This window comes from Paracoccus sp. MC1854 (assembly GCF_014164635.1).
GTDB lineage: Bacteria > Pseudomonadota > Alphaproteobacteria > Rhodobacterales > Rhodobacteraceae > Paracoccus.
The window spans coordinates 396402-417743 of record NZ_JACJFU010000001.1; the positions used below are offsets into that span (position 1 = coordinate 396402).

The window sequence follows — 21342 nt, forward strand, 5'->3', positions numbered from 1 at the left end:
GCAGCCGCGGCGACAAGGGCGCGCTGTCCTCTTGTGCCTGTTGCCGCATTCCGCATTCCGCCCGTCCCGGCGGCCGCGGAACGTGGCGCTGCGCCCAGGCAAGTGCCGGGCCTTCACGATCATCTGCAACCCTGCCCGGCCTGCTGGCAAAAGGAGACATCATCGCCCGAACGAGCGGCCTCGGGCCTTTCCTCTCGGCAAGACAGGGGCTCGTCGGCTCAAGCGATGCGACAGGGCGGGCTGTCCCTCATGGGCGCAAGGCCCTGCGCTGGACACAGGGTGAAAGTCATGCCCGACTTGTCAAAGGACCATGGGCGCATAGCCAGGCAGCGTTCCCACCGGAACGGAAACCTGCCATCAAGTCCGAGGCCGGAAGCCTTGTTCCCTCGTCGCAGGTCCGGGCTGCCGAGCAAGGTTCCATCGGCGGACCTCCGATCGGGCGCCGACCTTCATTCCAGCCGCGCCGGCAGCACCATCCCCCGCAGCGCCTCGGCGGCGGGCATCGGCCGCTTGCCCTCGCGCTGGAGTTCGGTGATCTCGACCGCGCCTGTGCCGCAGGCGATGGTGAACCCACCCAGCACCTTGCCCGGCGGGCCCTGCCCCTCGGCTAGCCGCGCGCGCAGCAGCTTCAGCCGCTCGCCGCCTGCCATGCACCAGGCGCCGGGAAAGGGCGACAGGCCCCGGATCAGCCGGTCCACCTGAGCCGCAGGCCGGGTCCAGTCGATCCGCGCCTCGGCCTTGTCGATCTTGGCGGCGTAGGTCACGCCATCCTCGGCCTGTGGCACGGCGGGCAGCGGCAGGCGGTCCAGCACATCGACGATCAGCGCCGCGCCCATCTGCGAGAGCCGGTCGTGCAGGTCGGCCGTGGTCTCCTCAGGTCCGATGGGCGTCTTCGCCTCGGCCAGCACCGGGCCGGTATCCAGCCCCGCCTCCATCTGCATGATAGCGACGCCGGTTTCCGCATCCCCCGCCATCACTGCCCGATGTATCGGCGCCGCCCCCCGCCAGCGCGGCAGCAGCGAGGCATGAATGTTCAGGCACCCGAGCCGTGGCGCATCCAGCAGCGGCTGCGGCAGGATCAGCCCATAGGCCACCACCACCGCCACATCCGCGCCCAGCGCCGCGAACTCCGCCTGCTCCTCGGTCCCCTTCAGCCGCACCGGACTCCGCACCGGGATGCCCAAGGCGTCGGCCGCTGCCTGCACCGGCGAGGGCCGGGGCTTCTGCCCCCGCCCCGCCGCCCGCGGCGGCTGAGAGTAAACGCAGACCACCTCGTGCCGCGCGGCGATCGCCTGCAGCGCAGGAACCGAGAAATCGGGTGTCCCCATGAACACGACGCGCATCACCCGCTCCCCTCTTTCTTCTTCGTGAAATATCCTGAGCTTTTGAGCGCCCGGAAAACAGTCCGGCAGACTGTTGTCAGCGAAAAAGGCAGCGGCGAGTGGGACAGCGCCCCGGTCCGGCGCCTCTACCTGCGCGCCAGCTTCGCCGATTTCGCCACCAGCATCCGCCGCTTCAGCGCCGACAGGCGGTCCACATAGACCCGCCCGTCCAGATGGTCGATCTGGTGCTGCACGCTTGTCGCCCACAGGCCCACGAAGTCCCGCTCCTCGACCTCTCCGCCTTCGTTGAGAAACCGCACCGTCACCGCCCGCGGCCGTTCGATCACCGCCGAGACGCCGGGCAGGTTGGGCGAGGCCTCCTCGTGCGACCGCAGCTTCACCGAGGCGTGCAGGATCTGCGGATTCGCCATCCGCACCGCCTGCCCCCGCCCCTCCGAGGCATCCACGACCGCCAGCCGCAGCATCACGCCCACCTGCGGCGCCGCAAGGCCCAGGCCCGGCATCGCCTCCATCGTGTCGATCATGTCGTCCCAGATCGCCCGGATCTCGTCCGTGACCGCCTCGACGGGCGCGGCGGCGGTATGCAGCCGCCGGTCGGCATAGGGGACGAAGGACCGGACCGCCATTCAGGCCCGCGCCATCTCGCGCTTCATCTTGGTCATGCGGCGCGAGATCATCTGCCGCTTCATCGGGCCGATATGGTCGATGAAGAGCTTGCCGTTCAGATGATCCAACTCGTGCTGCGCGCAGGTCGCCCAGAGCCCGTCGAAGTCCCGCTCGTGGCTTTTTCCGTCCAGGCCCGTCCAGCGCATCCGCACCTCGGCCGGGCGCGTGACATCGGCATATTGCTCGGGGAAGGACAGGCAGCCCTCCTCATAGGTGTTCAGCGCTTCCGAGGTGAAAACGATCTCGGGGTCCACCATCACCAGCGGCGCGCGGGGCGCCTGCGCGTCCTTGGTGCAGTCCATGACGAACAGGCGGCTCAGCACGCCCACCTGCGGCGCGGCCAGGCCCACGCCCGGCGCGGCATACATGGTGGCCAGCATGTCACCGGCCAGGGCCTCGATCTCGGGCGTGATCAGGCCCACGGGGTCGCAGGGCTTCTTCAGCCGGGGATCGGGGAACAGAAGGATGGGGCGCGTCATGGCATTCGCACATAGGACAAGGCTTCCCGCCGCGCAACAAGCCGCTATGGTCGGGCGCGCGTGACAGGAGACCCCCATGAACAGACCCGACCGCTTCGCCGACCCCGACTTCGCCCCCGACTTCGACACGCCCATCGAGCGGCGGGGGACGATGTGCAACAAGTGGGACGACATGGGCACGGTCTTCGGGCTGGACGCGCCCGACGCCCTGCCGATGTGGGTCGCCGACATGGACTTCGCCGCGCCTGCCGGCGTCCGCCGGGCGCTGGAAGAAACCGTCGCCCACGGCGTCTACGGCTATCCCGGCGTGAACCAGCCCTATCTCGACGCGATCCGCTGGTGGATGCGTACCCGCCACGGCTGGCAGGTGGAACGGGATCATATTCTCTCCGTCCACGGCCTCGTCAACGGCACGGCGCTGGCGGTGGATGCCTTCACCGAAACAGGCGATGCGGTGGTGCTGATGACGCCCGTCTACCACGCCTTCGCCCGCGTCATCAAAGCTGCCGGGCGCACGGTGACGGAACTGCCGCTGGCTGTCCGCGACGGCCAGTATGCGCTGGACTGGGATGGCTGGAAGGCAATTCTGACCGGCCGCGAGCGGATGCTGATCCTCTGCTCGCCCCACAACCCCGGCGGCCGGGTCTGGTCGCCCGAGGAACTGCGCGAGATCGCCGAATTCTGCCGCGCCCGCGACCTGATCCTCGTGTCGGACGAGATCCACCACGACCTCGTCCTGCCCGGCACTCCACGCCACACGGTCACGGCCTTGGCCGCTCCCGAGATCGCCGACCGCCTGGTGACGCTGACGGCGGCAACCAAGACCTTCAACATCGCAGGCGCGCATCTGGGCAATGCCATCATCGCCGATGAGACGCTGCGGGACCGCTACAAGGCGCGGATGATGGCACTGGGCATCTCGCCCGGGCTTTTCGGCCTACAGATGGTGACGGCGGCCTACTCGCCCGAGGGCGCGGCCTGGGTGGACTCGGTGGTGGACTACATCGCCGGCAACGGCCGCATCTTCGACGAGGCCGTGAACGCCATTCCCGGCATCCGGTCCATGCCCCTGCAGGCGACCTATCTCGCTTGGGTGGACTTCACCGGCACCGGGATGGAGCCCGCGGAAATCCACCGCCGCGTTGAACAGGGCGCGCGGATCGCAGCCAACCACGGCGAAAGCTTCGGCCTGGGCGGCGCGGGTCACATGCGCTTCAACCTCGCCACGCCCCGCGCGCGGGTGGCCGAGGCGGCATCCCGCCTGCGCGAGGCCTTCGCCGACCTGCAATGAGGCCGCTGCGCATGGCCGCGCTGGGGGCGGTGGCTCTGGCCGGGTGGCTCGCCTGGACCGGCGGGATCCCCCTGCCGGTGCCGTTGCCGCCAACCCTGCCGCTGCCAGTGCCGCCGCCGACCACGAACATCCCGATCCCGCGCCCGCCGCGATTGCCGGACATCCGCATCCCCCAACCCGCGCCGGCGATCACCAGCCCGGTTCAGCGCATTCTGGTCGAGAAATCCGCCCGCCGCATGACCATCTTCCAGCGCGATGGCAACCCGCGCGTGATGCCCATCGCCCTCGGCTTCGCGCCCACGGGCGACAAGGTGAAACAAGGCGACGGCAAGACCCCCGAGGGTATTTTCAAGGTGGACCGCCTGAACGACCGCAGCAGCTTCACCCTGTCGCTGGGGCTGGACTACCCCCGCCCCGAGGACCGCACCCGCGCCCAAGCGCAAGGCGTCGATCCGGGCGGCGACATCATGATCCACGGCCAGCCGAATCAGGTGGAGGAAGGCTTCAGGGTCAAGGGCGACTGGACCGCCGGCTGCATCGCCGTCACCAACCCGGAAATTCGCGAGCTTTTCGCCCATAGCTCCCTCGGCATCGAGGTCGAGATCAGGCCATGAGCCACTCGGATGGTCTTTCTTCTTTGCCCAAATATCCTGGGGGAGCCGCGCGCAGTGCGGCGGGGGCAAAGCCCCCTCTTTCACGTCCCCCTCGGCTTGGCGCGCACCGTCGGGTCGGCCGTCATGGGGTCCTCGGGCCAGGGATGGCGCGGATAGCGGCCGCGCATATCCTTGCGGACATCGGCATAGCCCCCAGCCCAGAAGCCCGGCAGGTCGGTCGTCACCGCGATGGGCTTGCCGCCCGGCGACAGCATCTGGATGCGCAGGGGGCGGCCGCCCGCCATAGGGTGGCGGGTGACTCCAAACAGTTCCTGCAGCCGCGCCTCGATGGTCGGCGTCTCGGCGTCGTAGTCGATGGGAATGCGGCGGCCCAGCGGCGTGGTAAACGCCGCCGGCGCGGCCTCGTCCAGCCGCCGCTGGCCGCCCCAGCCGATCAGCGCCTTCAGCGGCTCGGTCAGGTCCAGCGCCCGCAAGTCGGACGCCGTGCGCGCCTTGCCCAGCCACGGCAGCAGCCAGCCGGGGTCGGACAGCAGCGCCGCGTCGCTGATCTCGGGCATATCCGCCACCAGCGCGATCCGCGCCCGCAGCCGGCGCGCCGAGGGCGTCCAGGGCAGGCCGAGGTCGCGCAGCCCCTCCCATGCCGCAAGCGCCACTGCCTCGGGATCGGGGTCATCCAGCGCCCGGTCGGAGAGGACCAGCGCCCCCAGCCGCTCCTGCCGGCGGGCCAGCACCCGGCCCTCGCGGCGGGACCATTCGACCAGTTCCACCGCCTCGATCCGGTCGCCGTAAAGCGCCCGCAGGTCCGCCTCGTCCAGCGCGGCCGCCATCCGCACTCGCGCCTCGCGGGCGTCGCCGTTGAGGTCGGTTGCCACGATCAACTGGTTCGCCCCCAGCGGATCGTTCTCGGCCAGCACCGCTCCCTTGCCTCCTGACAGCACATAGCGCTGCGCATCCCCCTTGCGGCGCAAGCCGATCCGATCAGGGTATGCAAGCGCCGCCATCTTGCCGAGGCTCATCACCGGGACCTTGGGCGCAAGGCGACGCAGGCGGCGGCCTTCCGCGCGGATGCGCTCGACCGCGCCGCGGTCGGCGGGCCAAGGGTGGCGCTCGGCATAGGCGCGGGGATCGCGGATGGCCTGAAGCCGCAGGGCAAGGTCGGCGGGGGCGCCCCGGACCGGGTCGTGCTCGGCCATCAGCGCGGCAAGCTCCGCCGCCTCGCGCCCGGCCGTCAGCAGCATGTGACCCAGCCGGGGATGCAAGGGAAGCGCGGCCAGCGCCCGGCCATGCGGGGTGATGCGGCCCACCCGCAGCGCGCCCAGATCCTTCAGCAGCGCCTGCGCCTCGGCGAGCGCGGCGGCGGGGGGAGGGGTCAGGAACGCGAGCCCCTCCCCGGACCCCCATGCCGCCAATTCCAAGGCAAGCCCGGCCAGATCGGCGGTGGCGATCTCGGGCGGGGCGAAGGCGGGCAGCGCGCCCTCCTCGGCCCGCGTCCACATCCGGTAGCAGATGCCCGGCGCCACCCGGCCTGCGCGGCCCCGGCGCTGCTCAGCCTCGGCGCGGCTCACGCGTTCCGTCACCAGCCGCGTCATACCGGAACCGGGATCGAAGCGCGCCCGCCGCGCGCGCCCCGCATCCACCACCACCCGCACCCCCGGAATCGTCAGCGAGGTTTCCGCGATGGAGGTCGCCAGCACGATCCGCCGCCTGTCGCCGGGAGGCGCGAGGGCGGCACGTTGGGCCGACAACTCCATCGCGCCGAAAAGCGGCACGATCTCGGCAGGGCCGTCCAGCATCGCGGCCACGCGGCGGATCTCGCCCTCGCCGGGCAGGAAGCACAGGATCGTGCCGCCGCTGTCGCGCGTCTCGGCCTCGGCCTCGGCGATCAGCCGGGCGGCCTCGGGGACCAGCCTGGCGCCCGCAGGCAGCGGCCGGCCGAGCCAGCGGGTTTCCACCGGAAAGGCCCGGCCCAGTGACCGCACCACAGGTGCTGCGTCCAGCAGCGCCGCGACAGGTTCCGCCTCCAGCGTGGCGGACATGACCAGCACGGAAAGATCGGGCCGCAAAGCCGCGCGGCTTTCCCAGACCAGCGCCAACCCGAGGTCGGCGTTCAGGCTGCGCTCGTGGAACTCGTCGAAGATCACGCAGCCGATGCCGGGCAGGTCGGGATCGGACTGGATCATGCGGGTCAGGATGCCCTCGGTCACGACCTCGATCCGCGCGCCGGGCACCGACTCTCCCCGGATGCGGTAGCCGATGGTCGCGCCCACGGCCTCGCCCAAGCTCATGGCCATCCGCTCGGCCGCGGCGCGAGCGGCAAGGCGGCGGGGTTCCAGCATCACGATGCGGCCGGGGAACAGATCGAGCAGCGCCAGCGGCACCCGCGTCGTCTTGCCCGCGCCGGGCGGGGCCACCAGCACCGCGCGGCCATGGTCCGCAAGCGCCTCGCGCAGAGCGGGAATTGCGTCATCAATGGGAAGGGCGTCGGTCATGGCGCGTGTGGTGGCGCAAAACGTGCGGCGGTGCAAACCCGCGGGGAACCCGGATGCGCGCCGCTGGTTGACGCTGGCGCGGACGGGCCAGGTCCCGGACGCCCGACCTCCGACCCTTCGCCCGAAAGCCATCATGCCCAGATCCCCAAAGACCGGCCGCGCGGACGGCCGCCTTGGAAACGCCGAATGCGCTGCAGCCCTTGCCGAGCAGCTGCCGCAGGGCGACATCATCTTCGCCGCCGAAACGGAAACCGATGCCCTCGCCGTCGCCCGCGCGCTGGCCGTCGCCGCGCCTGACGCGCAGGTGATCCTGCTGCCAGAAAGCGACGCGCTGCCGGGGGACAGCTCGCCCGCCTCGCCCGCCAATATCGGCCTGCGCAACGCGGGGCTGTCGCGGCTGCGCGGCCACGAGGGCGGGCCCGCCGCCCTGATCACGACGGCAGACGCTTTGGCGCTGTCCTGGCCGGCGCCGTCCGAGGTTCCCGCCGAACTGCTGAGGGTGACGGTGGGCACCGCCATCGACCTGCCTTCCTTGCGCGATTCCATCCTGGCCTTGGGCTATGCCGAGGACGACCGCGTGGACGAGCCGGGCGAGACTGCCTTGCGCGGTCAGGTGCTGGATGTCTTCCCCGCGCAATCGGAAAATCCGGTGCGGATCGAGGTCGCCGAGGGCAAGGTCGCCTGGATCAGTCTTTACGATCTCGTCGATCAGAGAACGCTGTCCGAAGTCGACTCCTGCGCCATTGCGCCCGCGATCGAGCCGCCCCTGGGCGACGCACGCTGCGCCCTGCCCGACCACCTGCCCGGCGCGCGGCTGGTGCTTTCGCCGGCCGCCGACAAGCGCCGCCGCAACGTGCTGAAGCTGGCCGCCGAGATCGGCGGTGCGGCAGCCCTGCGCCGCGTGCTGCCCGACGACGCCTGGGCCGCTTCCATTGAGGGCGGCGAGACCTTGGACCTGGACCGCGCGGGCGACCCAGCCCCGCGCTTCGTCGAAAGCCGCGCGCCCGAACGCGCCTTCACCCGCGCCGCCCACGCCGCCTTCGATGCGGGCGAGCGGCTGGTCCTGTTGGGCAGCGAGCGCGACCTGCGCTTCCTGTCCCGCCGCGCGGCGAGGCTTCTGGAACGCACGATCCGCGCCGCCGATTCGTGGGAGGAGGTCATACAGGCCGATCCGGGCAGCCTGCTTTCCCTTCCCATGCCCGCAGAGCGCGGCTTCCGGCGTCAGGGCGTACTGGCCGTCGCCGCCGCCGACCTGCTGGGCAGCCGCGCCCTGCGCGAGGATGCCGTCGCCACGGGCCAGACGCTGCTGGACCAGGTCGGCATCCGCATCGGCGACGTGGTGGTGCATGAGGACCACGGCATCGGCGTGGTCGCGGGCATCGAGCCCCTGCCCGACCTGGGCGAGGGCGACCCCGGCGAGGCGATCCGCCTGACCTATGCGGCGGACGGCGTGCGGCTGGTCCCGGTCCTTCAGGCGCACCGCATCTGGCGCTATGGGGCCGAGCCCGAGGCGGTGACGCTCGACCGGCTGGACGGGTCGAGCTGGCGCAAGCGCAAGGACGAGGTCGAGGCTGCGGTGGCGGAAACCGCGAAAGGACTTGCCGAACTGGCCGAGGCGCGCAAGGGGCAGCAGGCCCCGGTGCTGGAAGGCGAGCCGGCGGATTACGAACGCTTCGGCGCGGGCTTCGCCTTCACGGAAACGCCCGACCAAGCCCGCGCGATCGAGGCGGTGCGCGACGACCTCGCCTCCGGCCGCCCGATGGACCGGCTGGTGATCGGCGACGTGGGCTATGGCAAGACCGAGGTCGCGCTGCGCGCCGCCGCCATCGTCGTGCTGGAAGACCGGCAGGTGGCCGTCGCCGCCCCGACGACCGTGTTGGCCCGCCAGCATGTCGAGACGTTCGGGCGCCGCTTCGCCCCTTTGGGCAAAAGGGTCGGCGCCCTGCATCGCCTGTCCACCGCCGCCGAAAGGAAGGCGGTGAAGGAGGGGCTGGCGGACGGCACCATCGACATCGTGATCGGCACAGGGGCGGTCGCGGGCAAGGGGGTGGCCTACAAGGACCTCGGCCTCGTCATCATTGACGAGGAGCAGCGCTTCGGCACCGCCGACAAGCAGAAGCTGCGCGACCTGTCCGCAGGCCATGTCCTGACCCTGACCGCGACGCCCATCCCGCGCACGCTGCAATCGGCGCTGGTGGGCCTGCAGGAACTGTCGGTCATCGCCACGCCGCCCGCGCGGCGTCAGCCGATCCGTACCTCCGTCGCGCCCTTCGACGCGGCCAGCCTGCGCGCGGCCCTGCTGCGCGAACGCGCCCGGCGCGGGCAAAGCTTCGTCGTCGTCCCCCGGATCGAAGACATGGAGCCGATGGCCGCCGAGTTGCGCGAGCTTCTGCCCGGCTTCGAGATCCTGCAGGCCCATGGCAAGCTGCCCGCGGCCGAGATCGACGAGGCCATGATCCGATTCGCCCGCGGCGAAGGCGACGTGCTTCTGGCCACCAACATCATCGAGGCGGGGCTGGACGTGCCGCAGGCCAACACCATGGTCGTCTGCAAGGCCGACCGCTTCGGCCTGTCGCAACTGCACCAGTTGCGCGGCCGCGTGGGGCGCGGCAACCAGCGCGCCCACATGCTGATCTTCACCGAGGCCGGCAAGACGATCCCGGACCTGACGCTCAAGCGGCTGCGGACGCTGGAAACGCTGAACCGGCTGGGCGCGGGCTTCGAGATCAGCGCCCGCGACCTCGACCTGCGCGGGGCGGGCGACCTGCTGGGCGAGGAACAGGCGGGCCACATGAAGCTGATCGGGATCGAGCTTTACCAGCAGCTTCTGGCCGACGCCCTGTCGGCGCGGGGCGGCGCAGACCAGCGATGGATTCCCAACCTGCAACCGGGCCTGCAGGGGCGGCTGCCGGAAAACTGGATCGCCGACCCGGATACGCGGCTGGAAATCTATATGCGCCTTGCCCGCATGGATTCCTCGGAAGCCGTGGACCTGCTGGAAGCGGAACTCGAGGACCGCTTCGGCGATATCCCTCCCGAGGCCCGCACCCTCCTGCAGATCGTCCGCCTGCGCGAGGCCGCCCATGCGGCAGGCATTGCCCGCGTCGTCGCCGGTCCGGCGGGCATCGTCCTTTACCCGCGCGAAGGAGTGGCGCCGGACGCGGAAGGCCTTGAGCGCCAGGAGGACTGCCTCGTTCTGCGCGAGGCGATCGAGGACCCGCGCGAAAGGCTCGACCGCACCGCCGAGCTGCTGGCCGCGATCGTGGAAAGCAGCGAGGATATGGAACCGGCGCAGGCCGCCTGAAGGGGCGCCGCCTTCGCCCCTGCCTGAACCCAACGCCCGCTCTGGTCGTTGAGACGGCGACTGCCTATCTGACAGGCCGTTGATTCCACGGGGGACCGCATGGCCTTGTCCGACACCACTGGCAGCCTGATGCGCGGGCTGGGGCTGGCCGATCCGGTCATCCGGTTGGGCGTCACGGGTCTCAGCCGGGCGGGGAAGACCGTTTTCATCACCTCGCTGGTGGCGAACCTGCTGGACCGGGGCCGGATGCCGGGCCTGCGTGCCGCGGCTGACGGCACCATCCGCGCCGCCTGGCTGCAGCCGCAGCCCGACGACACGGTGCCGCGCTTCGACTACGAACGCCACCTTGCGGCGCTGACCGGCCCCGATCCGCATTGGCCCGAGGGCACCCGCGCTGTCAGCCAGTTGCGCCTGTCGCTGCGGGTCCAGCCGCGCGGGCTGCTGTCGGGCCTTCGGGGGATGCAGAACATCCATCTCGACATCGTGGACTATCCCGGCGAGTGGCTTCTGGACCTGCGCCTGATGGAACGCAGCTTCACCCAGTGGTCCGCCGAGGTGCTCGAACGGATCGAGCACCGCCCCGGCGCCGACCGCTACCACGCCGAACTGGGCGGCATCGACGCGCGGGCCCGCTTTGCCGAGCCCCTGGCCCAGCGGCTGGCTGCCGCCTACACGACCCATCTCGCCGCCGCCCGCGACGCAGGCTTTTCCGACACCACGCCGGGCCGCTTCCTGCTGCCGGGGGAAATGGAGGGCTCGCCCGCCCTGACCTTCGCGCCCCTGCCCGAGACGCTGGCGTCCTCGCCGCTCTACAAGGAGTTCCGCCGCCGCTTCGACGCCTACAAGTCGCGCGTGGTCAAGCCCTTTTTCCGCGACCATTTCGCCCGCATCGACCGGCAGGTGGTGCTGGTGGATGTCCTCGGCGCCATCCACGCCGGCCCCCGGGCGGTCGAGGACACCCGCCGCGCCATGGCCGACATCCTGTCGGCCTTCCGCCCCGGCCGCATCGGCTGGCTGGCGCAGCTTCTGGGCACGCGGCGGGTGGAACGCATCCTGTTCGCCGCGACCAAGGCCGACCACCTGCACCACCTTCAGCACGCGCGGCTGTCGAACATCCTGACCGCGATGCTGCGCGAGGCCCGCGACCGCGCCGACTTTCAGGGCGCCCGGACCGATTCGCTGGCCATCGCCGCCCTTCGCACCACGACCGAGGAGATCATCCGCCAGGACGGCCAGGACCTGCCCGCCGTCCGCGGCACCCTGATGGACGGCCGCAAGGCCGCCTTCTACCCCGGTGAGCTGCCCGACAACCCCGTCGATCTCCTTCGCCCTGCCGCCGAGGGCGCGCATCGCTGGCTTGACGCCGACTATGCCGTGATGAACTTCGCCCCCGCCCCGGACACGCTCCGCCCCGGCGACGGCCCGCCCCATATCCGGCTGGACCGCGCCGCCGAATTTCTGATCGGAGACCGGCTGTGAGCTTCTTTCTGGCCCAGATACCCATGCCGACCCTGCGGAGGCAGCACCATGGCTGACGCCCCGCAGCCCCCGCGCCGTGGCCCGGTTCTGATCGAATACGGTCCCGCGGCATCATCCGCCCCCAACGAACCCGCGCCCCGCCCTGAGCCGACCGAACCGGCCCCGGACCCCGGTCCCACCCTCGCATCGCCCAGAGAGTCCCCCGCCTCCGCCCGGCGCGAGCCGCCCCGCGATGCCCGTGCCCCTCGCCTCAAGGACGCCCCTCCCGACCCCTCGCCTGCCGATGCGCCGCCCATCGACGACGGGCTGACCATTCCCCTGCCCCGCCCGCGCACGATGGAACTGGTGACGCGGATCGTCGGCCGCCGGCCTTCCCGCGTGACAGGCTTCTTCCTGAACACGCTTGCGGCGCTGCTGACATTCCTTCTGTCCATGGCGGCGCTGGAGTTCTTCGACAACCTGATGGCCCGCTCGCCGGTGCTGGGCTGGATCGGCGTGGGCCTGTTTGCCGCCTTCACGCTGGCGACGCTGGCCTTGGCAATCCGCGAATACGCCGCCTGGGCGCGGCTGGGCCGAATCGACGAGATCCACCGCGATTCGGGCCGGGCACTTGCCGCCGGCGACCTGACAGAGGCGCAGAAGGTGCTGGACAAGCTCGATGCGCTTTATGCCCGCCGCCCCGAAATGGCGCGGGCGCGGCAGAACGTCACCCGCCGCCGCAACGACAGCTTCGACGCCGAGGTGCTGCTGGCGATGGCCGAAGCCGAACTGCTGTCCCCCCTCGACCAGCTTGCCCGGCGCGAGATCGAGGCCGCCGCCCGCACCGTCGCCGCGGCGACCGCGCTGATCCCGCTGGCGCTGGCCGATGTGCTGACGGCGCTGGCCGCGAACCTGCGGATGATCCGGCGCATGGCCGAGATCTATGGCGGCCGCGCAGGCGCCGTGGGCGGCTGGCGGCTCGCCCGCACCGTCGTCACCCACCTGATCGCCACCGGCGCGGTCGCGGCGGGCGACGACCTCATCCACACGGTCGCGGGCGGCGGCATCCTTGCCAAGCTCAGCCGCCGCTTCGGCGAGGGTGTCGTCAACGGCGCGCTGACTGCCCGCGTCGGCATCGCCGCGATGGAGGTCTGCCGCCCCCTGCCCTTCATCCAGGCGCGCAGGCCCAAGGTCGGCAACCTCATGGCCCGCGGCCTCAAGGGGCTGTTCGGCGAGGACTCGGCGGACGGGAAAACGAAGAAGTGACCGCAGGCTCTTCCGCCCGCCTCGGCAAGCCACTAGCCTGCGCGCCATGAGATGGAACCTGCCCAACCTGCTGACGCTGATGCGGCTGCTCGCGGCTCCGGCCGTGCCGCTGATGTTCCTGTTCCTCAGCCGGCCCTTCGCCGATTTCGCGGCGCTGGCGCTGTTCGTCCTGGCGGCGCTGACGGACTGGATCGACGGCCATCTCGCCCGAAGCTGGCAGCAGGAAAGCCGCTTCGGCGCGGCCATGGACCCGATCGCGGACAAGGCCATGGTGGTGATCGCGCTGGTGGTCATCACCGGCTATTCCGGCATGAACCCCTGGCTGATCCTGCCCGCGACCGTGATCCTCTTCCGCGAGGTCTTCGTCGCCGGCCTGCGCGAGTTCCTGGGGGCGGACGCCGGCCGGCTGAAGGTCACGCCCCTTGCCAAGTGGAAGACCACAGCCCAGATGATCGCCATTGCCGTCATGTTCCTGGGAACGGGCATCGACTATTATGAAAGAGGCCTGTCCCCACGGGTAGGCGTAGGGCGGGTCTGGCGCGGCGACTGGTCCGACTTGGCGACGCATCTGGGGCTGGTCCTGATGTGGATCGCCGCGATCCTGACCGCGATCACCGGCTGGGACTATTTCCAGAAGGCCCGGCCTTGGCTGAGGGATGTGCGATGACGCTGGATGTCCTTTACTTCGCTTGGCTGCGCGAGCGCATCGGGGCGCCGCGCGAGCGGGTGGAAACCTCGGCCGCCACCGTGCGCGAGCTGGTGGCGGAACTGATCGCCCGCGGCGACCGCCACGCGGCGGCGCTGTCCGACCTCGGCGCCGTGCGGGTCGCGGTGGACCAGACGCTGACCAATCTGGACGCGCCCTTGGGCAAAGCGCGCGAGGTCGCCTTCTTCCCGCCGATGACGGGCGGCTGATGCGCGTCCTCCTCCAGGCGGAGCCCTTCGACGCCGCCGCCCTGACGGACGGCTTCGGCGCGGGTGCGGGCGCGGTCGTGACCTTCACCGGCCTCGTGCGCGCCGACAACGGATTGACGGCGCTGGAAATCGAGCATTACCCCGGCATGACCGAGCGCGCCCTGTCCGACCACGCGCAGGCGGCCGCAGACCGCTTCGCCCTGACCGACGTTCTGGTCGTCCACCGCCATGGCCGCATCCACATTGGCGAGCCGATCATGATGGTCGCCACCGCCGCCCCTCACCGGCGCGCGGCCTTCGACGCCGCCGATTTCCTGATGGACTGGCTGAAATCCCGCGCTCCCTTCTGGAAGCGCGAGATCGGCCCGGACGGCTCACGCGGCTGGGTCGCCGCGAAGGACGAGGACGAGGCCGCTCTGGATCGCTGGCAGGTCTAGATCCCCGGCAGGATCAGACCGCCCATCTGCATCCCCGCATAGCGGAAGCCCAAACCGGCGGCGATCGCCGGATCGTCCTCGGCCAGCTTCAGGGCAACCGCCTCGCTTTCGGCCCGGATGATGGCAAGGCCCCAGACGCCGGCCGGGTCCAGCACCGGCCCGACCGCGACCGCCTGCCCTGCGTCCGCCCGCTCCTGCCACCAGGCGGCATGGCGCGTCATCGCCTGCTCCTCGGCGGCGGTTGCGGCGTTGGGGAAATCGGGACGGGGCGGATGCAGGCGCGGAAGGATCGCGGGCATGGGCACCTCGGGCTGCTTTCCAAGGACGCGCCTGACACGCCCTGCTGGCAAGCGCGGGAAGGCCGCGCTTCGTTGCAATTTGCGGGCCTGCCCCGCATATAGGCGGCGATCAGCGAAAGGCCCGCGCATGACCTATCTCGAGTTCGAAAAGCCGCTATCCGACCTGGAAGGCAAGGCCGAGGAGCTGAGGGCGCTCGCGCGCAAGGGCGAAGGCGTCGATCTGGAGAAAGAGGCGGCAGCGCTGGACCGCAAGGCGCAGGACCTGCTGCGCGAACTTTACCGCAGCCTCGATCCCTGGCGGAAGACGCTGGTCGCGCGCCATCCCGACCGGCCGCATTGCATCGACTACATCGAGGCGCTGTTGACCGAATGGACGCCGCTGGCGGGCGACCGCACCTTTGGCGACGACCATGCGGTGATGGGGGGCCTGGCACGATTCCGCGATCAGGCGGTGGTGGTGATCGGGCACGAGAAGGGCAACGACACCCGCTCGCGCATCCACCGCAACTTCGGCATGGCCCGGCCCGAGGGCTATCGCAAGGCGATCCGGCTGATGGACATGGCCGACCGCTTCCGCCTGCCGGTCATCACGCTGGTGGACACCCCCGGCGCCTATCCCGGCAAGGGCGCCGAGGAACGCGGGCAGTCCGAGGCCATCGCGCGTTCGACCGAGAAATGCCTGCAGATCGGCGTGCCGCTGGTTTCCGTGGTGATCGGCGAGGGCGGCTCGGGCGGCGCGGTGGCGTTCGCCACGGCGGACCGGGTGGCGATGCTGGAACATTCCATCTATTCGGTAATCTCGCCCGAGGGCTGCGCCTCGATCCTGTGGAAGGACGCCGACAAGATGCGCGAGGCGGCCGAGGCGCTGAAGCTGACCGCGCAGGACCTCAAGAAGCTGGGCGTGATTGACGCCGTCATCCCGGAACCCTTGGGCGGCGCCCAGCGCGAACCCGACGAGACGATCCGTTCCGTCGGCGACGAGATCGCCCGCCTGCTGCGCGACCTGCAGGGCAAGTCGCCCGCCGACCTGATCCGCGACCGCCGGCAGAAATTCCTCGACATGGGATCGCGGGGTCTGGCGGCCTGAGCCGCAAGGTCCCGGCCCGGGGACTGCGCCTGCAACTGCGACAGTGGCGACGACGTCGGCGGCACACCAGGACCGGGGCGGGATGTCCAGTGCCCGCTGCAAAAGGCCATCGGACCAGAACAAACGCGGGCGTCCTGTGGCTGCATCCCTGCAACAGCGGCCGACGCTTCCCCGGCGGCGTCGAGCGAACGGCAGGGGCACATATGATCCAGCCGGATGACGAGGCTTTTCCGATTTTCCTCGCGGATGCGGCTACCCCCACAGGAAAGTCACCTTCTACCGTAGCCGCTTGTCGGGCCGTTTCGCGCGTCTGGCGGATAGCGAACTGCGTTCCCCAGCCATGCACGGGCCTCCTTGCTCGCCTGAGCCATTATCCTTTAACCGCCGCCGATCCCCTGAGTACCCTGCTTCGCGGGCAGGCGGCGTTCCCGATCCACCCTTGAGATCCGGATTCCCTGACATCCTGCGCCCCGGCAGCTGCCAACGACCTGCCGGGCGCACTCGCGCGGCCTTTTTCCGCCCCGGATGCCCTTTTTGAAGGCGCAAGTCGGCTCGTGCCTTCGGGAAAACGCTTATCCTCCCTGATAGCCCCGGACCAGCGCCGCCGCAATCAGGCTCCAGCCGTCCACGGCCACGAAAAACGCCAGCTTGAAGGGCAGCGCCACGACCGTGGGCGGCACCATCATCATGCCCATCGACATAAGGATCGCCGACACCACCAGGTCGATGATCAGAAAGGGCAGCGAGACAAGGAAGCCGATCGCAAAGGCGCGCTGAATCTCGGTCAGCATGAAGGACGGCACCAGCAGCGACAGCGGCGCCACCTGCGGGTCAAACGCCTCGGGCAAGGGCGGGGCGCCTTCGGGTTGCGGCGCGACCTCGGCAAGCGCGGCCATGGTGTCGGGGTCGATGCGGTCCGACATGAAGCGGCGGAACGGCTCGATCCCGCGCTCGAAGGCGGTGTCGAGCGTGATCTCGCCCCGCTGCAGGGGCGCCCCGGCGGCGGTCCAGGCATCCCGCAGCACGGGGTCCATGACATACCAGCTGAGAAAGATGGCGAGGCTGACGATCAGCATGTTGGGCGGCGACTGCTGCAGCCCGATCGCCTGCCGCATGATCGACAGCACCGTGACGATGAAGGGAAAGCAGGTCACCATGATCGCGATGCCGGGTGCGAGCGACAACAGCGTGAGTCCGAGGACAAGGATCACCGCGTTCTGCCCGACCCCGCTTGCGGCACCGGCGGCAAGGTCCGACAGGCCCTGCGCCATCACCGCGCCGGGAAGGACTGCAAGCCCGAGAGCTCCGACAAAGGGCCGAACGCGCGCGGATAAACCGCGACGACGTGGCTGCACCGGCCGCGTGTATTGCAGCCGATCCACCATGTCCGAGCCTCGACGCGGACGCCCGGCAACGCTGCCCGACCCGGAGGCCACCGGAACAGGCGCGCACGGACGACGAGGGGCGGCAGCATCCCCCGGTGTCGGGAGGTTCCCGTGCGCCGCTCCACAGCAGCGAAGGACATTGCATGTCTTGCCTGCCTGCAAATCCGGATCGCGCCCGCATGGCTGTCGGCACAAGCGAAAGAGCATTGCCTCGGGCCGAAGGACAGGGCGAGGGGCCGGCACTCGCCAGCCACAGCCCGCAAGCGAAGGGCAGAGGTGTCCGGTTCCCGGACCGCTCGACTGTGGCAGAGAGTGGCGGCGGGCGGAGAGCGGCAGATGGACGATGGCAGGACGCAGCGCCCGGAGTTGCCCGCCAAGGCGCCGCCATGCCGGGTGCGCGCGACATTCCCGCCCTGCGCTCGGCCGGTCTGCGGCAGGCCGAGCGCGGCCGATGCCCGGACCAGGCCCTCGCCTCATGCCGCCGGACCCAGGATGCGGACGGCCAGGCGGCCCTCGCCGCCATGTTCGACCAACTCGCCACGCGCGACCACCTTCTCGCCGATGCAGATCTCGACGCCATCCGCCGTGTCCTGTTCAAGCGGCAGCACGTCGTCGGCCTGCAGTCGCGCCAGATCGGCCACCGACAGCCGGGTGCGGCCGATGCGGATGGCGATCTCGATCTGGATCTGCTCGGTCGGGATCAGGCTGTGTTCGGGTTCCATCTCACTCCACCTCCGTCACTTCGTTGACGAGCTTGCGCAGCTCGGCGGCAATCTGCGCCATGTCCCAGGCGATGCGGCCGCCCAGCAGTTCAACCTCGGCGGTTCCTTCAGGCGCCGTGGGGTCGATCTCGATCCCCGCCGCCCCCGTCGCGGAAAGGCAGGCGGCCGCGAAAGCCGCAAGATCGGGACCGCAGCGGATGCGGGCAGTCAGGGACGGAACGGCCGAGGAAAGCTTCAGCATCTCCTCCAGCAGCGCGCCCTGCAGCCGGGCGCGCGCGACGGCCGGGACGACTGCGTCCAGCAGTGCCTCGATCAGCGGCGCGATCCTTCTCACGTCGCTTGCGCCGGCCGCGCCGCGCGCCGCCTGCTCGGCGTCAAGCCGCCGGGAAAGACCATCAACTGCGTCACACAGCGCAGCCACCTGCCGGGCCTCGGTCAGCCCTCGGCCCTCGTCCAGCCCGCGTGCAAAGGCAGCGTCCAGATCGGTTTGCGCAAAGACGGCGGGCAAAGGCTCGACCGGCTCGCGGTCGAAACGCTCGAGTTGCAGCACCGCGCCCATCATGTCTCTTCCTTCTGGGCGATCCAGCCGGACAGGATGCGGACGCTTTCCTCGCGCCGCTCGCGCATCAGTTCGCGCAGGCGTGCCACAGGATCGGCAAGGGCCGCAGGCGGCATCACGTCAAGATCGGCGGATACCGGGACAAGGGCCGGCACGGCTTCGGCCGCCAGTGCCGCAGATGCAGGGGGCAGGATCTCGCCCGAGGCCGCGCCCGAGTTGTCCAGTTGCGCTTGCACCGCCCGCGACCGCAGGATCGGCCGCATCACCACCATCGCGACCGCCAGCGCGAAGAACCCGATCAGGGCCAGCCGTGCGAGATCGTTCAGCGCCAGCCGCGAAATGATGCCGCCCGGCTCGGCCAGCGTGCCGTCTGTTCCCATGACCGAGAAGGGCAGCGACTTGACGGTGATGACGTCGCCCCGTTCCTCGTCAAAGCCCACCGCCGAGGCCACGAGTTCGCGCAGCGCCTCAAGCTCGACCTCGCTGCGGGGCAGGATGGCTTCGCTCCCGTCGGCCACGCGCTGTGGCGTGCCGTTCACCAGCACCGCCACCGTCAGCCGCCGGGTGGCGCCGGGCTCGCGCAGGATCTCGCGCGTGACCCGACTCACCTCATAGTTCTGCCGCTGCCGCGTCTCCGAGCTTGTAGAGCGGCTCTGCTCGCCCTGCGCGCCCGTGCCTTCCGGCAGGTTCGACGAGGCCGTGACCGCCCCCTGTTCGCTGTTGGTGGACTGGTCGGTGGTCTCCTCGTTCTCCTGCGAGACAAGGGCGCGGCCGTTCGGATCGAAGGTCTGTTCCGAAAGCTGCTCGGTCTCGGTCACGAGGTCGAGATTCAATTCCACGATGGCGTTTCCGGGGCCGACATGCGGTTCGAGGATGCGTTCCACGTTGCGCTTCATCTCGGCGGCACGGTCGGCGGCGACGGTTTCCTCTCCGGTCGAGACGATGCCTCGGGCACTGTCGATGACCTTCACCCGCTCGGGGTCAAGCCCCGGCACCGCCGAGGACAGCAGAAACTGCAAGGATCGCGCCTGCTTGGCGTCCAAGCTGCCTACGCCCATCGTCACCGTCACCGAGGCCGCTCCGCCCGCGTCGCGGCGATAGCCGCGCGTGGCGGGGGCCGCGATATGGACCCGCGCCGCCTTGACGCCGGGCACGGTCAGGATCGTGCGGGCCAGCTCACCTTCCTTCGCCCGCCAGTAGGCGGCGTCGAACATCTGCGAGGTCGTGCCGAAGCCCGACATTCCGTCCAGAATCTCGTAGCCCGCCCCGCCTGCCGAGGGCAGCCCCATCCCCGCCAGCACCAAGCGCACCCGGTCGCGTTCGCCCGCATCAACCCAGATCGCGTCGCCCCGGATCTCGGACGGCACCCCGGTCTTGTCGAGTTCCGCCATCACCTCGCCCGCCCGCGCCAGGTCGAGGCCGGAATAAAGCAGCGCCATCGGCGTCCGGTTGGCCAGCAAGGCGAAGGCCCCGACGGCAAGGAAGGTCAGCAGGAACGCCGCCGCGATCAGCTGCTTCTGGCTGCTGCTGCGTTCGCCCCAGTATTCGGCAAGCTTCTGCATCCCGCGATACCCTTTCGAATCGTTCTCGGTCCGACGGCAATCGTCATGGCATGGCGGCCATTAAGAATCGGTTAGCCCATGGCTGTTAATCCGGTCCCACAGGACGGAGAATCAGATGACCGACATCAGCGCATCGCCCGAGACCCCGGCCAGGCCGCTGTTGCGCCGGCTGCTGCCGTTGGCGCTGCCGATGCTGGCGCTCGCGGCCGGACTGGGGACGACACTCACCGGCCTCTGGTCGCCGCTATCGCTGCTGGGACCTGCCGAGCCTGCGACCGAAGCCGCATCCGCCGCCCCTGCGGCCACCTTCCTCGACGTGCCGCGGATCGTGCTGACCATCCCCGGCGAGCGCACGCAGACGCTGGCGCTGTCGGTCATCATCGAGGTCGAGCCGACCGGGCTGGATCAGGCGCGGCTGCTGATGCCGCGCATCTTGGACAGCTATAACGGCTTCCTGTCGCAGATCGACGCCAGTGCCTTCAGCCGCCGCGGCATCCTGGAAATCGTGCGCGGCGAACTCGCCACCCGCACCGGCTTCATCCTGGGCGAGGCCGCGGTCCGCGACCTTCTCATCACCGAGTTCCGCATCCAATGACGATTCCCATGATCCTTCAGGCCGCGCTGGTCATGGCCGCGCTGGCGGTGGCGGGCTACTGCCACCTGCTCGCGCGGCGGCTGCGCAAGCTCAACGACCTCGAAACCGGCCTCGGCGGCGCCATCGCCGTGATGGCGGCTGAGATCGCCCGGCTGGAAGCGGCACTGGCGGCGGCGCAGGTGGGGGCGACCACCGCCTCGGACGGGCTCGCGCGCGAGATCGAGAAGGCCAGGTCCGAACGCGCCTACTGGGCGCTGCAGCAGCAGTTCATGCCGCCGCTGGCGCCGCGCCGACCTGTCCGGCGCCGCCGCATGAAGGAGGCCGAGGATGCCTGATCGCCTGTTCTGGATGGGCGGCGCGGTCGCCCTTGTCGCCGGCCTCGCCATCGCGCAAGGGGACCGGCTCGCCCGCGCGCTTTCCGCCGAGGCGGCCGCTACGCCGCTGCTCGACGGCTGCACCGACGTGCCCGAGGCGGTGGCGCTGGCTGAAACGCTGCGGTTGCGGGGGATCGCGGTGGACCGGGCGCTTGCCGATCTGGAACGCCGCAAGCGGGAACTGGCGGCGGCCGAGGCACAGATCACCACGCGCCTGGCCGCGCTGAAGAAGGCCAAGGGCGCGCTGGGCAATGCGCGCGCCGGGCAGGAGGCAGGCCGGACCGAAGGGATCGAGCGGCTGATCGCCGTCTATGACGCGATGAAGCCCGCCGAGGCGGCGACGATCCTCGCGGCCCTCCCCCCCGATTTCGCGGCCGAGATCCTGACGCGCGTCCAGCCCGACGCCGGCGCGCGCATCATCGCCCAGATCGACCCCGGCCATGCCGCGATCCTGACCGCCCACATGGGCGCCCCCCGCCCGACCGGAGACTGAAGCC

At 70.4% G+C, this 21342-nt stretch carries 21 protein-coding genes; 12 read left to right on the forward strand and 9 right to left on the reverse strand.

Annotated features, from left to right (window positions below):
• Positions 1-449 precede the first annotated feature (449 nt).
• From fmt to def (H5395_RS01855), 3 genes are all read right to left on the reverse strand, one after another.
• A complete protein-coding gene (gene fmt, locus H5395_RS01845; RefSeq protein ID WP_182790787.1) occupies positions 450-1343 on the reverse strand; it encodes a methionyl-tRNA formyltransferase in 894 nt (297 codons plus the stop codon).
• Between the two features lie 125 nt (positions 1344-1468).
• Positions 1469-1969 carry a peptide deformylase gene (gene def / locus H5395_RS01850; RefSeq protein ID WP_182790788.1) on the reverse strand — a complete coding sequence of 167 codons (501 nt, stop codon included), beginning with the start codon at positions 1967-1969 and terminating at the stop codon, positions 1469-1471.
• Positions 1970-2488 (reverse strand): peptide deformylase, encoded by a 519-nt coding sequence (gene def / locus H5395_RS01855; RefSeq protein WP_182790789.1) that lies wholly within the window; start codon positions 2486-2488, stop codon positions 1970-1972.
• 76 nt (positions 2489-2564) lie between these two features.
• On the opposite strand from def (H5395_RS01855), the gene H5395_RS01860 reads away from it, so the two are divergent.
• On the forward strand, positions 2565-3779 hold the full coding sequence (locus H5395_RS01860) for a MalY/PatB family protein (protein WP_182790790.1): 1215 nt from the start codon (positions 2565-2567) through the stop codon (positions 3777-3779).
• 11 nt (positions 3780-3790) lie between these two features.
• Entirely contained in the window at positions 3791-4393 is a 603-nt protein-coding gene (locus H5395_RS01865) for a murein L,D-transpeptidase family protein (protein ID WP_182790791.1), read from the forward strand.
• Positions 4394-4473: 80 nt separating this feature from the next.
• On the opposite strand, the gene hrpB is transcribed toward H5395_RS01865, so the two are convergent.
• Positions 4474-6882, reverse strand: a complete 2409-nt coding sequence (gene hrpB / locus H5395_RS01870; protein ID WP_182790792.1) for an ATP-dependent helicase HrpB — start codon at positions 6880-6882, stop codon at positions 4474-4476.
• Positions 6883-7015: 133 nt separating this feature from the next.
• Between hrpB and H5395_RS01875 the strand changes: the two genes are divergently transcribed.
• From H5395_RS01875 to H5395_RS01900, 6 genes are all read left to right on the forward strand, one after another.
• The gene (locus H5395_RS01875) at positions 7016-10186 is read left to right on the forward strand and encodes a helicase-related protein (protein ID WP_182790793.1); all 3171 of its coding nucleotides are present in this window, start codon (positions 7016-7018) and stop codon (positions 10184-10186) included.
• 99 nt (positions 10187-10285) lie between these two features.
• Positions 10286-11665 (forward strand): YcjX family protein, encoded by a 1380-nt coding sequence (locus H5395_RS01880; RefSeq protein ID WP_182790794.1) that lies wholly within the window; start codon positions 10286-10288, stop codon positions 11663-11665.
• A 48-nt stretch (positions 11666-11713) separates the two neighbouring features.
• Positions 11714-12910 (forward strand): YcjF family protein, encoded by a 1197-nt coding sequence (locus H5395_RS01885; RefSeq protein ID WP_182790795.1) that lies wholly within the window; start codon positions 11714-11716, stop codon positions 12908-12910.
• Positions 12911-12956: 46 nt separating this feature from the next.
• A complete protein-coding gene (gene pgsA, locus H5395_RS01890; protein WP_182790796.1) occupies positions 12957-13577 on the forward strand; it encodes a CDP-diacylglycerol--glycerol-3-phosphate 3-phosphatidyltransferase in 621 nt (206 codons plus the stop codon).
• Positions 13578-13579: 2 nt separating this feature from the next.
• Positions 13580-13825, forward strand: a complete 246-nt coding sequence (moaD, locus tag H5395_RS01895) for a molybdopterin converting factor subunit 1 (protein WP_182790869.1) — start codon at positions 13580-13582, stop codon at positions 13823-13825.
• The gene (locus tag H5395_RS01900) at positions 13825-14262 is read left to right on the forward strand and encodes a molybdenum cofactor biosynthesis protein MoaE (protein ID WP_182790797.1); all 438 of its coding nucleotides are present in this window, start codon (positions 13825-13827) and stop codon (positions 14260-14262) included. The genes moaD and H5395_RS01900 overlap by 1 nt, the downstream gene beginning before the upstream one ends.
• On the opposite strand, the gene H5395_RS01905 is transcribed toward H5395_RS01900, so the two are convergent.
• On the reverse strand, positions 14259-14561 hold the full coding sequence (locus tag H5395_RS01905; RefSeq protein ID WP_182790798.1) for a YciI family protein: 303 nt from the start codon (positions 14559-14561) through the stop codon (positions 14259-14261). The two genes, H5395_RS01900 and H5395_RS01905, sit on opposite strands and share 4 nt — an antisense overlap.
• 127 nt (positions 14562-14688) lie before the next feature.
• Here H5395_RS01905 and H5395_RS01910 point away from each other — a divergent pair, with 127 nt between their 5' ends.
• Entirely contained in the window at positions 14689-15648 is a 960-nt protein-coding gene (locus H5395_RS01910; RefSeq protein ID WP_182790799.1) for an acetyl-CoA carboxylase carboxyltransferase subunit alpha, read from the forward strand.
• A gap of 572 nt (positions 15649-16220) precedes the next feature.
• Here the strand turns inward: H5395_RS01910 and fliP are convergent.
• From fliP to fliF, 4 genes are all read right to left on the reverse strand, one after another.
• Positions 16221-16919 carry a flagellar type III secretion system pore protein FliP gene (gene fliP / locus H5395_RS01915; protein WP_234450723.1) on the reverse strand — a complete coding sequence of 233 codons (699 nt, stop codon included), beginning with the start codon at positions 16917-16919 and terminating at the stop codon, positions 16221-16223.
• Positions 16920-17506: 587 nt separating this feature from the next.
• Complete coding sequence (locus H5395_RS01920; RefSeq protein WP_182790801.1) at positions 17507-17755, reverse strand: FliM/FliN family flagellar motor C-terminal domain-containing protein; 249 nt, start codon at positions 17753-17755, stop codon at positions 17507-17509.
• Between the two features lies 1 nt (position 17756).
• Positions 17757-18317 carry a hypothetical protein gene (locus tag H5395_RS01925; RefSeq protein WP_182790802.1) on the reverse strand — a complete coding sequence of 187 codons (561 nt, stop codon included), beginning with the start codon at positions 18315-18317 and terminating at the stop codon, positions 17757-17759.
• Positions 18314-19876, reverse strand: coding sequence for a flagellar basal-body MS-ring/collar protein FliF (fliF, locus tag H5395_RS01930; RefSeq protein WP_182790803.1), 1563 nt, complete (start codon positions 19874-19876; stop codon positions 18314-18316). The genes H5395_RS01925 and fliF overlap by 4 nt, the downstream gene beginning before the upstream one ends.
• 115 nt (positions 19877-19991) lie before the next feature.
• Between fliF and H5395_RS01935 the strand changes: the two genes are divergently transcribed.
• Genes H5395_RS01935 through H5395_RS01945 form a run of 3 tightly spaced genes read left to right on the forward strand, consistent with a single transcriptional unit; the run spans position 19992 to position 21338 of the window.
• Entirely contained in the window at positions 19992-20471 is a 480-nt protein-coding gene (locus tag H5395_RS01935) for a flagellar basal body-associated FliL family protein (RefSeq protein WP_182790804.1), read from the forward strand.
• An 8-nt stretch (positions 20472-20479) separates the two neighbouring features.
• Positions 20480-20806 carry a hypothetical protein gene (locus H5395_RS01940; RefSeq protein ID WP_234450724.1) on the forward strand — a complete coding sequence of 109 codons (327 nt, stop codon included), beginning with the start codon at positions 20480-20482 and terminating at the stop codon, positions 20804-20806.
• A complete protein-coding gene (locus H5395_RS01945; protein ID WP_182790806.1) occupies positions 20799-21338 on the forward strand; it encodes a MotE family protein in 540 nt (179 codons plus the stop codon). Before H5395_RS01940 ends, H5395_RS01945 begins: the two co-directional genes overlap by 8 nt.
• Positions 21339-21342 lie beyond the last annotated feature (4 nt).

Coding starts and splice junctions, on each gene's coding strand:
- H5395_RS01910 (WP_182790799.1), top strand. CDS start 14,689: ATGACCTATCTCGAGTTCGAAAAGCCGCTATCCGACCTGGAAGGCAAG.
- H5395_RS01905 (WP_182790798.1), bottom strand. CDS start 14,561: ATGCCCGCGATCCTTCCGCGCCTGCATCCGCCCCGTCCCGATTTCCCC.
- H5395_RS01920 (WP_182790801.1), bottom strand. CDS start 17,755: ATGGAACCCGAACACAGCCTGATCCCGACCGAGCAGATCCAGATCGAG.
- H5395_RS01885 (WP_182790795.1), top strand. CDS start 11,714: ATGGCTGACGCCCCGCAGCCCCCGCGCCGTGGCCCGGTTCTGATCGAA.
- H5395_RS01865 (WP_182790791.1), top strand. CDS start 3,791: ATGGCCGCGCTGGGGGCGGTGGCTCTGGCCGGGTGGCTCGCCTGGACC.
- fliF (WP_182790803.1), bottom strand. CDS start 19,876: ATGCAGAAGCTTGCCGAATACTGGGGCGAACGCAGCAGCAGCCAGAAG.
- H5395_RS01925 (WP_182790802.1), bottom strand. CDS start 18,317: ATGATGGGCGCGGTGCTGCAACTCGAGCGTTTCGACCGCGAGCCGGTC.
- fliP (WP_234450723.1), bottom strand. CDS start 16,919: ATGGCGCAGGGCCTGTCGGACCTTGCCGCCGGTGCCGCAAGCGGGGTC.
- fmt (WP_182790787.1), bottom strand. CDS start 1,343: ATGCGCGTCGTGTTCATGGGGACACCCGATTTCTCGGTTCCTGCGCTG.
- H5395_RS01875 (WP_182790793.1), top strand. CDS start 7,016: ATGCCCAGATCCCCAAAGACCGGCCGCGCGGACGGCCGCCTTGGAAAC.
- H5395_RS01940 (WP_234450724.1), top strand. CDS start 20,480: ATGATCCTTCAGGCCGCGCTGGTCATGGCCGCGCTGGCGGTGGCGGGC.
- pgsA (WP_182790796.1), top strand. CDS start 12,957: ATGAGATGGAACCTGCCCAACCTGCTGACGCTGATGCGGCTGCTCGCG.
- H5395_RS01935 (WP_182790804.1), top strand. CDS start 19,992: ATGACCGACATCAGCGCATCGCCCGAGACCCCGGCCAGGCCGCTGTTG.
- def (WP_182790788.1), bottom strand. CDS start 1,969: ATGGCGGTCCGGTCCTTCGTCCCCTATGCCGACCGGCGGCTGCATACC.
- H5395_RS01900 (WP_182790797.1), top strand. CDS start 13,825: ATGCGCGTCCTCCTCCAGGCGGAGCCCTTCGACGCCGCCGCCCTGACG.
- H5395_RS01860 (WP_182790790.1), top strand. CDS start 2,565: ATGAACAGACCCGACCGCTTCGCCGACCCCGACTTCGCCCCCGACTTC.
- H5395_RS01945 (WP_182790806.1), top strand. CDS start 20,799: ATGCCTGATCGCCTGTTCTGGATGGGCGGCGCGGTCGCCCTTGTCGCC.
- def (WP_182790789.1), bottom strand. CDS start 2,488: ATGACGCGCCCCATCCTTCTGTTCCCCGATCCCCGGCTGAAGAAGCCC.
- H5395_RS01880 (WP_182790794.1), top strand. CDS start 10,286: ATGGCCTTGTCCGACACCACTGGCAGCCTGATGCGCGGGCTGGGGCTG.
- hrpB (WP_182790792.1), bottom strand. CDS start 6,882: ATGACCGACGCCCTTCCCATTGATGACGCAATTCCCGCTCTGCGCGAG.